This window comes from Sedimentitalea xiamensis, from assembly GCF_030164465.1.
Lineage (GTDB): Bacteria > Pseudomonadota > Alphaproteobacteria > Rhodobacterales > Rhodobacteraceae > Sedimentitalea > Sedimentitalea xiamensis.
In genome coordinates, this window is record NZ_JASNJE010000008.1 from 95,324 (window position 1) to 108,355 (window position 13,032).

Here is a 13,032-nt window from a genome sequence, read left to right on the forward strand (position 1 = left end):
GCGCCCCTATACTTTGATGTTGGTCAGAAAACGCATGACCATTAGGTTGGCCGACAGCAGGATGCCGACGACAAAGCAGCCCGGAATGAACCAGGGATGATCCTGCACTTCGACGTAGTAGTCCGGATCGTTCACCAGGATCACGACCAGGCACAGCAGAGGGAAGGCGGACAGGAATTTTCCCGACCATTTCGCCTCTGCGGTGATTGCGTTCACCCGCCGGAACAGACGGAACCGGGCGCGGATCACCTTGGCCAGCCCGGCGAGGATCTCGGCCAGGTTGCCGCCCGATTGCTGCTGGATCGTCACGGCGACGGACAGGAACCGCAGATCCTGCATGTCCAGCCGTTCCGCCATTTCCTTGAGCGCATCGCCCACGTCGCGGCCATAGGTGCTTTCATCGGCGATGATGCCGAACTCGGTTGCCAGGGGGTCTTCGATTTCCTTGGATACGATGGTGATGGCCGACGAGAACGGATGCCCGACTCTCAGGCTGCGGACCATGAGTTCGACCGCATCCGGAAGCTGTTCGGCGATCATCGCCATCCGCTTCTTCGCCTTGGAATTGACCCAGAAATAGACGCCGCCGATACCGATGCCGACCGAGGCGATCAGCCGGAGGGGGATTTCCGCCGTGGTCCCGATGCTCAGCGCGACAAAGGCGGCGACGGACAGCCCGGCCATGATCATGATCAATTGGCGCGGGGTAAAGGCGATGGCCGCCTTCTGCGCCTTCTCCGCCAGCAGCGAGTAGAGAGGGATGGATCTCGATTTCATGTGCTGGCGCATTTCCTTGCGCAGCTGTTCCAGCACCTGTTCGCGTCCGGTGCCCTTGTCGAGCATCTCCAGACGCCGGTTGACCCGGCTGTTCAGGCTGATGGATTTGCCAAAGGCGACCAGGTAGATGCCTTCGACGAGGACCAGAACCCCGACAAAGATCAACCCGTAGATAATCGGTTCCGCGCTCAGTTCCATCACTTGTGCTCCATCACGGTGGGTTCGTAGATCGACGCCGGCAGATCGTAGTTCCACATCCGGAAACGTTCCGAGAAATGGCTGCGCACGCCGGTGGCGGTGAAATGCCCGATGATCTTGTTGTCCGGGGTCAGTCCGACCCTCTGGTACTTGAAGATTTCCTGCATCGAGATCACGTCGCCCTCCATCCCGGTGATTTCGGTGATCGAGGTCATCCGGCGGCTTCCGTCCTGCAGGCGGCTGGCCTGCACGATCAGGTTGACGGCGGAAGAGATCTGGCTGCGCACCGCCTTCAGCGGCATTTCGATCCCGGCCATGGCGATCATGTTCTCCAGCCGCGACACGCCATCGCGGGCAGAGTTCGCGTGGATCGTGGTCATGGAGCCGTCGTGGCCGGTGTTCATTGCCTGCAGCATGTCGATGACTTCTTCGCCGCGGGTTTCCCCGACGATGATGCGGTCCGGTCGCATCCGCAGGGCGTTCTTCAGGCAGTCCCGCGGACTGACTTCGCCCTTGCCCTCGACGTTCGGCGGACGGCTTTCCATCCGGCCGACATGGATCTGTTGCAACTGAAGTTCCGCGGTATCCTCGATCGTCAGGATGCGTTCGGAATTGTCGATGAAACTGGAAAGTGCATTGAGCGTGGTGGTCTTGCCCGACCCGGTTCCACCGGACACGATGACATTCAGCCGGGTTGCGACAGCGGCTTGCAGATAGGCGGCCATTTCCTCGGAAAATGCGCCGAAGTTCACCAGGTCGTCGATGCCCAGCTTGTCTTTCTTGAATTTCCGGATCGACACGAGGCTGCCGTCGACGGCGATGGGCGGCACCATCGCGTTGAACCGCGACCCGTCCGCCAGGCGGGCGTCCACATATGGGTTTGATTCATCCACACGCCGGCCGACGGCGGACACGATCTTGTCGATGATGCGAAGAAGGTGGCGTTCGTCCTTGAAGGTGACGTCGCTGAGTTCCAGCTTGCCGGCCCGTTCCACGAAGACCTGCTGCGGGCCGTTGACCAGGATGTCGTTGACGGTTTCGTCCTGAAGCAGGGTTTCCAGGGGGCCGAGGCCGGTGACTTCGTCATAGAGTTCCTTGTTCAGGGTCTGGCGATCCTCCCGGTTGAGGATGAGCCCCTTTTCTTCCAGCAATTCTCCGGCGATCGAACTGATTTCCGTGCGCAGTTCCGCCTCGCTCGCGTGTTCCAGCGCGGCCAGGTTGAGATTGTCCAGAAGCGAACGGTGCAGTTCGATCTTGATCTCGCCAAGGCGTTCCTTGCGCTTGCGGTCCTTGTCGGCGGATCCGGGTTCTGCCGCCTTGGCGGGCATCGGACGCCGCAGGCTGGCCGCGGGTGCCTGTTCGGCCTTGGGCTGCGGCTGGGCCTCGATATTGACGACCTTGGCGGCGTGCCTGGCCGAGGCTGCGGTCGGTGATGCTTTCTTGTATTTCGAGAACATGATCCTGAACCCCTTGAAAGGTTATGCGGCTTTGGCTTCGCTACGGCCCAGATCGTGCAAGGATTGCGCCAGCTTGGCGATTTCCTTGCGCAGCGGGTTCTTGCCTGCGTTGGTGGCCAGGGGAAGGCCGTGATCCGCCCCTTGCGTCACCTGCTTGCCGCCGTCGGGCAACTGCAGGTCTATGGAAATTCCGAGGCTTTCGGCCATGCGCTTGACGCGGCTTTTCCCGGAAAGATCGGTGAACTTCGGCGCCCGGTTCAGGGCGAACCGCAGTTTCTGAAACGGCAGGTCCTCGGATTGAAGCGCCCGTTTCAGGCGCAGGGCGTTCTGCGCGGAGCGCATGTCCAGTTCCATCATCGCGAAATAGACATGCGCGGTCTGAAGAACGGTTTCGGACCATTGGACGAGCGTTGACGGCATGTCGATCACGACATAGTCGAAATGGCTGCGCGCCATCGCGATCACGCGGTCGATGTCTTCGGAGGTCACGATGTCCAGCGGCAGCATGTCCGACGGAGCCGTCAGGACCTGGAGCTTGTCCTGGAACCCGAGCAGGGCCTGCCCGAAGATCTCATCGTCCATGTTCTCGGTGTCCGACAGCATCTCGAACACGGTGTCGCGCCGGGCCAGATCCAGATAGGTGGCCACCGATCCGTATTGCAGATCCAGGTCGAGCAGGCAGACGCTGGGCGCCTTGTCGCCGTCTATCAGCGCCAGTTCCCAAGCGAGATTGACCGCCAGGGTGGTCGATCCGACACCGCCGGCAAGCCCGTGCACGACGACCACTGCGCCTTCCTTGGATGACCCTGATTTCAGTTGATGTGTATTGTGCTGCACCGGAAGGGGGTCCGGTTCGGGGGCGTTCAACCGCTCGATCGCGGATTTCAGTTCGTTTTCGGGCAGCGGATAGGGCACGAATTCATCCGCCCCCTGGCGCAACAACTGATGCAGCGAGGCGGGCGTAACATCTTCGGCGATCAGGATGACGCGAATGCCGCGCGCCTTGGCCTGGGCGATGATTTCCCCCATGAGAACGAGATTGTCCTCATCGTCGGAATCCAGGGCGAGCGCGACGAATTCGAGCGTGTCGGCTTCGGGCTGGCCGAAGAACGCCAACGCCTCGGCAAATCCCAGGTCGCCCCAGCTTTCGCCAAGCGCGGCTTCCATGTCTTCGATCAGGAGGTCGAAGTTCTGAACATCCCGGCTGATCGTGCAGGCGACGATCGGGTTCAATTCGGGGTGTGGTGGTCCACTGCTCATTGCCTCTTTCCTCAATACCAAGGCTGGGCAGGGCAGTGCGGGCTTGGCCCGTTCTATGCTGTCCTGCTGTCGCCAGCGTGCGGCCGGTTTTGGTCGCACGTCACCTCATGAGGACAATTTGCGTGGCAATCTGGGCGAGATTTAGGCCAAAAAACCCCAATTGTAGGGAATCGAGATACGATCCCGCCCGATCGGGGCTATTGTGTTTGCCCGAATCCGCCGGTGTCGGTGCGGCGGGTCAGGCCGTCGACCGGTTTCGCGCTTTCAACATATTCGCGATAGATGATCTGGGCGTATTTCCCATCCAGGACCGTGGGGTGGCGGGCGAGGAAGCCAGCGACTTCGGTGACGCTGCGGCGGTTGGCCCGCTCGGGGCCGGGAGTGTCGATGACGGGACGGGTCTTGCCATAGGACACCAGCGAATTCAGGCGCGACCGGCTGATGCCGCGGGTCGACAGGTATTGAACCACCGCGTTCGCCCGGCGCTTTCCCAGGCCGTAGTTGTAGGATTTCGTGCCGACGTTGTCGGTGAACCCGTAGACATTGAACCTGACCTCCGGGAACTGGCGGATCCAGTCGGCCTGGCGGTCCAGGATCTGTCGGGCCGCGCCATCGAGATGGTCGCTGTCGAAGGCGAAGTTCACTGTCGTCGGGATTTCGCGGGCGAACCGTTCTCCCAGAGCGATGGCATAACTCTGGTCGCCGCGCATGACGAGCGCGTTGTTCATGGTCGCATTGCCGAACTCACCGGTTCTGACGAAATCGCCGGCCTCCCGTGCGCATCCAGACAAGGCAAGGCTCATACCCGCCATGAGAACCAATTTCTTCATGTTTCCGTCCTCTCGCCTAGTCCATGACATAGCCATAGGACCCGCTGAAATCCTGCTTCGCCACCTCGTTCGCAGCGCTGTTCCTGCCGCCTCCGACCCTGCTCATCTTTCCGAACAAGAAGAGCTCGCTTTCGCTGGGCGGGGTGACGCGATCCGTCGGCAGGGCCAGCGCCTCGCCACGGGTCGGCATGACCAGATGCGCGGTGACGATGATGACCAACTCTGTCTGCTTGCGCGAATAGTCCGCGCTGCGGAACAGGGCGCCGAGGACCGGAACGTCGCCAAGCCAGGGCAGTTGGGATGCGTTGTCGAGGAACTCGTCTTCGATGAGCCCGGCGATGGCAAAGCTTTCGCCATCCCGCATTTCGACCGTGGTCGATGTTTCGCGGCGCGAAAAAGCGGGGACCGTCAGGTCGTTGATGTCGACGCCGAGCGTCGGGTCGATCGAGGATACCGCCGCCATCAGTTCAAGATTGATGACATCCTTGTCAACGACGCGGGGGACGAAGTTCAGTTCGATGCCGAACGGCTTATATTCCACCGAGAACAGCCCGTCGCGCTGCGCCACCGGGATCGGGAATTCTCCGCCGGCGAGGAATTTCGCCTCCTGCCCGGACAGGGCCGAAAGGTTCGGCTCCGCAAGGGTGCGCACGACTCCCTTCTTCTCCAGCGCTTCAATCAGAAGTCCCACCTGGACGGATCCGGCGTTGAAGCCGAACAGGATAGCGCCGGTATTGTCGTTGGCGAGAGGCAGGTTGCCCTGGTTCACACCATTGGAGTTTCCGAGCTGGTTGCTGAACCGGCCGGTTCCGGCATTGACACCTGCATCGCCGCTGAGAATGCTGCCGTTGAAACCAAGCGAGGAGCTGAGCGATTTCGAGACCGAGCGTTGCATCTCGGCGAACCGGACCTTCAGCATCACCTGCTGCACGCCGCCGACGCTCATCAGGTTGGACACCCGTTCCGGCGCATAGCGTTCCGCAAGGTCCAGGGCGCGCTGCAATCTGGCCGAACTCGACACCACGCCGGACAGCACTATGCCGTCATTCGCGGTGCGGACCTCGATCTTTTCGCCCGGAAGGATCTGCCGCAGACGTTCCTTGAATTCGGTCACATCGGCCGCGACCCGGACGTTGACGTTCGTGATCAGGCGGCCGGTGTTGTCCAGCAAGGTCAGGGTGGTCAGACCGGGCGACTTGCCCAGCACATAGATCGTGCGGTCCGAAAGCGTTGAAATGTCCGCAATGCCGGGATTGGCGATGCTCAGTTCCGCAAAGGGCACGTCGCTTTCCACCACGACGGCCCGGTTCATCGGAACATCCAGCGTTGCCTCGGTCCCTTTCTTGACCACCGTCACGGTCTCTGCCTGCGCGGCGCCGATGAGCGGCCCGCACATCAAGGAAAGCCCGAACAGGGCCGCCTTCAGGAGTCTTTCAATTGTCATGTGACCTGCCTCTCCGATCACGCCTCATTGTCGGGTCTTGTCGCCCGGTCTTCGATCCAATCTGCGTCAGTTCGATATTTTTTGCAAGAATCAAAGGTTTCCGGTAATTTCCTTATGTGGATATCCGGCAACAATAGGAAAAGCGGGGCATGCAACTTACACGCCCCGGTTGTGCTAACGTCTTGTAGTTGTGTCAGTTTGTGCAGGGGATCGGGATGTCGACGACTTCCGCTCCGCGGCGGGTCCGGATCGTGCAAACCTGTTTTTCGATCTGTTTCGGAGCGATTTCGAGATCGCCCAGACCCAGCAACGAACGCTGATTGACCTCGATGGCGGAAGCGATCGTGTCGTCCTGGGCCCCCACGAGCGCAAGCGACAGCTTGCCGGTGGATTGCGCTTGTGCCAGGGCGGCGACCTGTTCCGGGCTGGCGGAGACGGTTACGGTCCGGGCAATCGTCGCGCCGCTCTGATCGGCCCCGGCGCTTTGATCGACGGCGATCAGGGGCACGTTGGCTTCGATCAGGCGGGTCACGTCGCCGCGCGCGCCTTCCACGGCGCTGGCGACGCTGCCGGTCCAGTAGACGTCGACACGGTCGCCGGGGCGCAGGAAGCCGGACACGCCGGACGCCACGTCGACCTTGATCGCGAACGCCCGCATGCCGCGTTCGAGCTGCGAGGTCAGCCCGGCGTCCTCGCCGGGTTTCGTCACCTTGACCAGCATGATGGCCTCATCCTTTTCCATCGTGCGCAGGACCACCCGGAATTCGTTGATCTCCGGCGGGAACAGAACGCTGGCATCGGTAAAGGCCCCTTCGGGAATGGCGTTTTCCGGCCAGCGCACCTGGCGGACATCCTCTGGTGTCAGGGGTTCGCCGTATTTCAGGTCGCGGGAGGCGACAAAGACCTCGACCGTGGGCACGATCTCGGCGCGGGCCGCGCGTTCCTTTTGCAGTTCCGTCTGATAGGCCGTGATGTATTTCTTCGCCATCATCACGGCGCCGCCCGCCAGGGCGATTCCGACGATCAGAACCAATCCAAATACCGCTCGCATTGTCTTGTCCTCTTTTTGTGGCGCCGAAGTGATCCCGGTGCCGTTGTGCTTGTCACATGACGCTCAATAGCCTTGCCCCGGTTTGTGGCGAAATCCGGGAACGACAGCGGCCAAGTTCGGGCATTTGCCGGCAAATCCGGGAGGTGCCACGATCGCACGGCGGTTGCCGGGAGAGCCTTCTGGCCCTGGCCGGGATTTCAGGAGTTTCTGTCAGGATCGTCGATATCGCATCGACGAGAGCGCCGGACAGCGGTCCGGGTATCGGCAGCCCATCGGGAAAGGTTGCGCGAAAACGGGTGCGGGTTGCTCCGCGGGGACACGGAACAACCCGAAATCTTGCAGGACGTGACCCAGTTTACTGGGGCGCCTTGGTGCCGATGAACGTTCCCGTTGCGGTGGTCACGGCTTCGGTGTTGGTCTTGATCGACGTGAAGGCCACTGCGGCCAGACCGACGACGGCTGCGGTCAGAACGACCCAGTCGACGGTCACGGCGCCATATTCACTGTCGCGGAACTTCTTGAAGAATTTAATCATTGATTGTCCCTCCATAGGATCACTGGTTGATTGTCCGACCTCGTCGCGCAAGTTGGGCTGTCTTTCTCTCGTGACCCGTGCCCGCCGTGGTATGAGGACATATAGAAGGGTCGGGGTGGCAGGATTTGGGCGGAAAAACGGAAAATGCCGCCACAGTTGCGGATTTCGCAGGAAATTTCATAACTAACTGAAAAGTTGGAAAAAATTCTTCCATGCGGAATTCTCCGGGCGCGCAGGCGATGCAATCCGGTGTCAACTATGGCAAAATCGACAGATTTCCCGCGCATTTTCTGGCAATTGCGCGGGTTTTCCCGAACTGTCGAAAAAAACAAGACGAGCAGCGAGGCCTGCACATGAAGATACTTGGGACGATCGCTCCGGCGATTGCCGTTGTCATTTGCCTGGCCGGACCGTCCAATGCCGAACGTCTGGTGTTGCGGGAGGCAACGGAGGAGCCGGCGGACGCGGCACAGCCCGCCGCCCGGACGGAGACACCATCGGTGCGCCGCGCGCCAACCCCGTTCCCGGATTTCCAGGCGAAACGGGTGAAACCGCCGAAACCGGGAGAAACCCGGCGCATCACCATTCAGATCGATCCGAACGAACAGAAGAAGGTCGCGCTGCCGATCATCACGGAGAAGCCTGCGGCCCCGTCCGAACGGATAGGGCGGTTCACGTGGTTCTGGGATCAGGTTTCGCCGCGCATGGTCAACACCGGTCCCGGACGTCTGCCCGAAGCGCTGAGTGCGCTCAACGCCTCCGGCAAGGTCGCGGCGCCGCGCCTTCAGGCGATGCAGGAAATCGCCAAGGCGCAGGGTGTTCCGATTCTGATGTCCACGGTCGGGACGCGGGTCTCGCCGGCGCTGGTCCTGGCGGTCATTGCTGTGGAATCGTCAGGGCGCGCGGATGCGGTAAGCCGGGCCGGGGCTCAGGGGCTGATGCAGTTGATGCCAGACACCGCCGCCCGGTTCGGGGTGAAGAACAGCATGAAACCGGAGGAGAACATCGCCGGCGGGGTCAAGTATCTCGACTGGCTGATGGGGGAATTCAACAACGACCCGATCCTGGTCCTGGCCGGGTACAACGCCGGCGAAGGGTCGGTCCGCAACCACGCGGGCGTGCCGCCCTATGCCGAAACGCGCGACTACGTGCCAAAGGTCCTGGCCGCTTTCCAGGTGGCCAGCGGACTCTGCGCGACCCCCCCGGAGCTGATCAGCGACGGCTGCGTCTTCGTCACCATGAACTGACGGTCGCGGTCAGGAAAAAACCGGCGCGAAGGTCGCGCCGGTTCGTGGGTCTGGATCAACAGGCCCGTTCTGTCAGTCGACGATGTTCGCCTCTGTCGCGGCGCGCAGTTGGTCTTCGGTGACGCCGTCGGCGCATTCGACGATCCTGAGGCCGCCTTCGACCACGTCCAGCACGCCGAGGTTGGTGATGATCCGGTTCACCACGCCCTTGCCGGTGAGCGGCAGGGTGCATTCCTTCAGCACCTTGCTGTCGCCGTGCTTGTTGGTGTGGTCCATCACCACCACCACGCGGCCGACGCCGGCGACGAGATCCATCGCGCCGCCCATGCCCTTGACCAGCTTGCCGGGGATCATCCAGTTCGCAAGGTCGCCGTTCTCGGCCACTTCCATCGCGCCTAGGATCGCCGCCGCGATCTTGCCGCCGCGGATCATCCCGAAGGACATCGCGCTGTCGAAATAGCTGGTGCGCGCCAGTTCGGTGATCGTCTGCTTGCCGGCGTTGATCAGGTCGGGGTCGATCTCCGCCTCGGTCGGGAACGGGCCCATGCCCAGCATGCCGTTTTCCGACTGCAGCGTGATGTCCTTGTCGCCGACGTAATTCGCCACCAGCGTCGGGATGCCGATGCCGAGGTTCACATACATGCCGTCTTCGAGTTCCTGTGCCGCGCGCGCGGCCATCTGGTTGCGGTCCCACATGGCTCAAGCCTCCCGGATGGTGCGCTGTTCGATGCGCTTTTCGTGATCGCCCTGAATCAGGCGGTGGACATAGATGCCGGGCAGGTGGATCATGTCGGGATCCAGGCTGCCGCGCGGCACGATTTCCTCGACCTCCGCGACGCAGACCCTGCCGCACATGGCCGCCGGCGGGTTGAAATTGCGCGCGGTCTTGCGGAACACCAGGTTGCCGGTGTCGTCCGCCTTCCAGGCCTTGACGATGGCGAGATCGGCGACGATGCCGCGCTCGAGAATATAGGTCTCGCCGTCGAAGTCCTTGTGTTCCTTGCCCTCGGCCACCTGGGTGCCGACGCCGGTCTTGGTGTAAAAGCCGGGAATGCCGCAGCCGCCGGCGCGCATCCGCTCGGCGAGCGTGCCCTGCGGGTTGAACTCCAGCTCAAGCTCTCCGCTGAGATACTGGCGCATGAACTCGGCGTTCTCGCCCACGTAGGAGCTGATCATCTTCCTGACCTGCCGGGTCTGCAGCAGGATGCCGATGCCGAAATCATCGACCCCCGCGTTGTTGGACGCGAAGGTCAGATCCTTCGTCCCCGACTCCTTGATCGCCTGCAGGAGAAGCTCCGGAATGCCGCAAAGCCCGAACCCCCCGCTGGCAATGAACATGCCGTCAAACAGCAATCCGTCAAGCGCATCAGACGCGCTACCGTAGACCTTCTTCATGGAAAACTCCCCTTGGGTCGATGTCACACCGCTTGTGCCGCCCTGCAGAAAGAGAGTCAATAAACGGCGCCGACTTCGTTCCGCGGAACCATGGACAGCTATTCCTTTTTCGCCGGTTTCCTTGCCGTGGCCTTCTTTTTCGGAGCGGCTTTCTTGCGGGTGCCTTTCTTGGCGGATTTCTCGGCGATCAGTTGAACCGCCTGTTCCAGCGTCACGTTTTCGACTTCGGTGCCCTTGGGCAGGGTCGCATTGACCTTGCCCCATTTCACATAGGGGCCGTATTTTCCTTCCATCACGCTGATCGGTCCGCCGTCGTCGGGGTGTTCGCCCAGATCGCGCAGCGGTTTCGCCGCGGCGCCGCGACCGCCCCGGCTGGCGACCTTTTCGGCCAGCAGCTGCACGGCGCGGTTCATGCCGACGGTGAACACTTCGTCGATGTTTTCAAGGTTGGCGTTGGTGCCGCCGCGTTCCGAGGTGCTTTCGGCGTGTTTCAGGTAAGGTCCGTAGCGCCCGATGTTGGCCCAGACCATCACCCCGTCATCGGGATGCGGGCCGATGGGCCGTGGCAGCGACAGCAGTTTCAGCGCCTGTTCCAGATCGACATCCTGCGGCGGCCAATCCTTCGGGATCGACTGGCGCGGCGGTTTCTTGTTGTCCTCGGTGACTTCGCCCCGTTGCACATAGGGGCCGAAGCGGCCCTTGAACGCATAGATCCTGTCGCCGGCGTCTTGGCCCAGGAACTTGCCTTCGGGCGGGATCGCGCCGTCGTCTTCCGCGCCGGGAGGTCCGAAGGCGCGGGTATAGCGGCATTCCGGGTAGTTCGAGCAGCCGATGAAGGCTCCGCCGGAGCGCGCGGTGCGCATGCTCAGCCGTCCGGCGCCGCAATTCGGGCAGAGCCGCGGATCGCTGCCGTCCTCGGTGGGCGGGAACAGGTGCGGTTCCAGCACTTCGTTGATCTTTTCCAGCACTTCGGTGATCCGCAATTCGCTGGTTTCGGCGATCGCGGCGGAAAAATCCCGCCAGAACCGGTCCAGCACCGCCTTGTAATCGGCATCCCCCGCGCTGACCTGATCCAGCTCGTCTTCGAGCCCGGCGGTGAAGTCGTATTCCACGTAGCGGTTGAAATAGTTCTGCAGGAAGGCCGTGACCAGCCGCCCCTTGTCTTCGGGGATCAGGCGGTTCTTGTCCTTGCGGACATATTCACGGTCCTGGATCGTGGTGACGATGCTGGCATAGGTCGACGGGCGCCCGATGCCGAGTTCTTCCATCTTCTTGACCAGCGTCGCCTCGGTATAGCGCGGCGGCGGCTGGGTGAAATGCTGTTCCGGAGCGACGCTGCGCTTTTCGGCCTTTTCGCCCTGCGTGATCTGCGGCAGGCGCGCGCCGTCGTCATCCTCTGCCACCGCGTCGTCGCGGCCTTCCTCGTAGACCCGCAGGAAGCCGTCAAAGAGAAGCACCTGGCCGGTCGCGCGCAGTCCGACCTGCCCGTCGCGGCTGCCGACGTCCACGGTGGTGCGTTCGAACCGCGCGGCTTCCATCTGGCAGGCCAGCGTCCGTTTCCAGATCAGGTCGTAGAGCTTGCGCTGGTCCGGGTCCGACAGTTTCAGGCCGGCGGCATCCCGCGTCATGTCGGTGGGGCGGATGCATTCATGCGCTTCCTGGGCGTTCTTGGCCTTGTTCTTGTACATGCGCGGGCTTTTGGGCACGTAGTCTTCGCCAAACCGGTCCCGGATCGCGTCGCGCGCGGCGTGCACGGCCTCGGGCGCCATGTCGATGCCGTCGGTGCGCATATAGGTGATGTGCCCGGCCTCGTACAGGCGCTGCGCCACGCTCATCGCCTGGCGCGCGCCCATGCCGAACTTGCGGCTGGCTTCCTGTTGCAGGGTCGAGGTCATGAAGGGCGCGCTGGGGTTGCGGGTGGCGGGTTTGGCTTCGACCGCGGCGACGGAGAGGTCGCGGCTGGTGATCGCCTGCACCGCGAGTTCGGCCTGGGTCGCGTTTTCGATGTCGAACTTGTCGAGCTTCTTGCCCGCCAGCAGCGTCAGGCGCGCCTCGTATTCCTGACCGCGCGGGGTGACGAGCACGGCCTTGACGGACCAGTATTCGCGGGCGCGGAAGGCCTCGATCTCCATCTCGCGCTCGACGATCAGGCGCAGGCAGACCGATTGCACCCGGCCGGCCGATTTCGCGCCGGGCAGCTTGCGCCAGAGCACCGGGGACAGGTTGAACCCGACGAGATAATCCAGCGCGCGGCGCGCGAGGTAGGCCTGGACCAGCGGCATGTCGACCTGGCGGGGATGGGCCATCGCCTCGTCCACGGCTGCCTTGGTGATGGCGTTGAAGGTGACGCGGCTGACCGGCGTGTCCTTCTTGATCGACCTCCTTTTGGTCAGCGCCTCCTGCAGGTGCCAGCTGATCGCCTCGCCTTCGCGGTCCGGGTCGGTCGCGAGGATCAGGGCATTGTCTTCGGCCAGCGCATCGGCGATCGCCTTGACATGCTTCTTGCTGTCGCTGGCGACTTCCCACTTCATGTCGAAATCATGTTCCGGGTCGACCGATCCGTCCTTGGGCGGCAGGTCGCGAACATGGCCATAGGATGCCAGAACGGTGTAGCCGGGACCGAGATATTTGTTGATTGTCTTGGCTTTCGCCGGGGATTCTACAACAACTACAGGCATTTAACAAAAGACCTCATGCGGCGGACTGCGGGCGCTCTATGGCCGCGCAAGATGTGGGGTGCAAGAGGCGATTGTCAATCCGCGCGAAATCGGCGCAGGAAAGCGCAGGGTTCGATGCAGAATTTCCGCACACGAACTGCGGGAAAATCCGGAAAACGTT

The 13,032-nt window shown here is 62.3% G+C and carries 11 protein-coding genes; 1 reads left to right on the forward strand and 10 read right to left on the reverse strand.

Going from position 1 to position 13,032, the window contains the following annotated elements:
• Positions 1-6: 6 nt before the first annotated feature.
• The 7 genes from QO034_RS09095 to QO034_RS09125 all read right to left on the reverse strand — a co-directional run bounded on the left by QO034_RS09095 (position 7) and on the right by QO034_RS09125 (position 7,552).
• Positions 7-975, reverse strand: a complete 969-nt coding sequence (locus tag QO034_RS09095) for a type II secretion system F family protein (RefSeq protein WP_284485203.1) — start codon at positions 973-975, stop codon at positions 7-9.
• Complete coding sequence (locus tag QO034_RS09100) at positions 975-2,432, reverse strand: CpaF family protein (protein ID WP_284485204.1); 1,458 nt, start codon at positions 2,430-2,432, stop codon at positions 975-977. Before QO034_RS09100 ends, QO034_RS09095 begins: the two co-directional genes overlap by 1 nt.
• 21 nt (positions 2,433-2,453) lie before the next feature.
• Entirely contained in the window at positions 2,454-3,692 is a 1,239-nt protein-coding gene (locus QO034_RS09105) for an AAA family ATPase (RefSeq protein ID WP_284485205.1), read from the reverse strand.
• A 197-nt stretch (positions 3,693-3,889) separates the two neighbouring features.
• Positions 3,890-4,522 carry an OmpA family protein gene (locus tag QO034_RS09110; protein WP_284485206.1) on the reverse strand — a complete coding sequence of 211 codons (633 nt, stop codon included), beginning with the start codon at positions 4,520-4,522 and terminating at the stop codon, positions 3,890-3,892.
• Between the two features lie 16 nt (positions 4,523-4,538).
• Entirely contained in the window at positions 4,539-5,966 is a 1,428-nt protein-coding gene (locus tag QO034_RS09115) for a type II and III secretion system protein family protein (RefSeq protein ID WP_284485207.1), read from the reverse strand.
• 193 nt (positions 5,967-6,159) lie between these two features.
• Positions 6,160-7,017 carry a Flp pilus assembly protein CpaB gene (gene cpaB, locus QO034_RS09120; protein ID WP_284485208.1) on the reverse strand — a complete coding sequence of 286 codons (858 nt, stop codon included), beginning with the start codon at positions 7,015-7,017 and terminating at the stop codon, positions 6,160-6,162.
• Between the two features lie 355 nt (positions 7,018-7,372).
• On the reverse strand, positions 7,373-7,552 hold the full coding sequence (locus QO034_RS09125) for a hypothetical protein (protein WP_284485209.1): 180 nt from the start codon (positions 7,550-7,552) through the stop codon (positions 7,373-7,375).
• A gap of 353 nt (positions 7,553-7,905) precedes the next feature.
• Here QO034_RS09125 and QO034_RS09130 point away from each other — a divergent pair, with 353 nt between their 5' ends.
• On the forward strand, positions 7,906-8,799 hold the full coding sequence (locus tag QO034_RS09130; protein ID WP_284485210.1) for a transglycosylase SLT domain-containing protein: 894 nt from the start codon (positions 7,906-7,908) through the stop codon (positions 8,797-8,799).
• Between the two features lie 72 nt (positions 8,800-8,871).
• Here the strand turns inward: QO034_RS09130 and QO034_RS09135 are convergent, their stop codons facing one another.
• From QO034_RS09135 to topA, 3 genes are all read right to left on the reverse strand, one after another.
• Positions 8,872-9,495 carry a 3-oxoacid CoA-transferase subunit B gene (locus QO034_RS09135; RefSeq protein ID WP_284485211.1) on the reverse strand — a complete coding sequence of 208 codons (624 nt, stop codon included), beginning with the start codon at positions 9,493-9,495 and terminating at the stop codon, positions 8,872-8,874.
• Positions 9,496-9,498: 3 nt separating this feature from the next.
• A complete protein-coding gene (locus tag QO034_RS09140) occupies positions 9,499-10,194 on the reverse strand; it encodes a CoA transferase subunit A (protein WP_284485212.1) in 696 nt (231 codons plus the stop codon).
• A 98-nt stretch (positions 10,195-10,292) separates the two neighbouring features.
• On the reverse strand, positions 10,293-12,872 hold the full coding sequence (gene topA, locus QO034_RS09145) for a type I DNA topoisomerase (RefSeq protein ID WP_284485213.1): 2,580 nt from the start codon (positions 12,870-12,872) through the stop codon (positions 10,293-10,295).
• Positions 12,873-13,032: the final 160 nt, after the last annotated feature.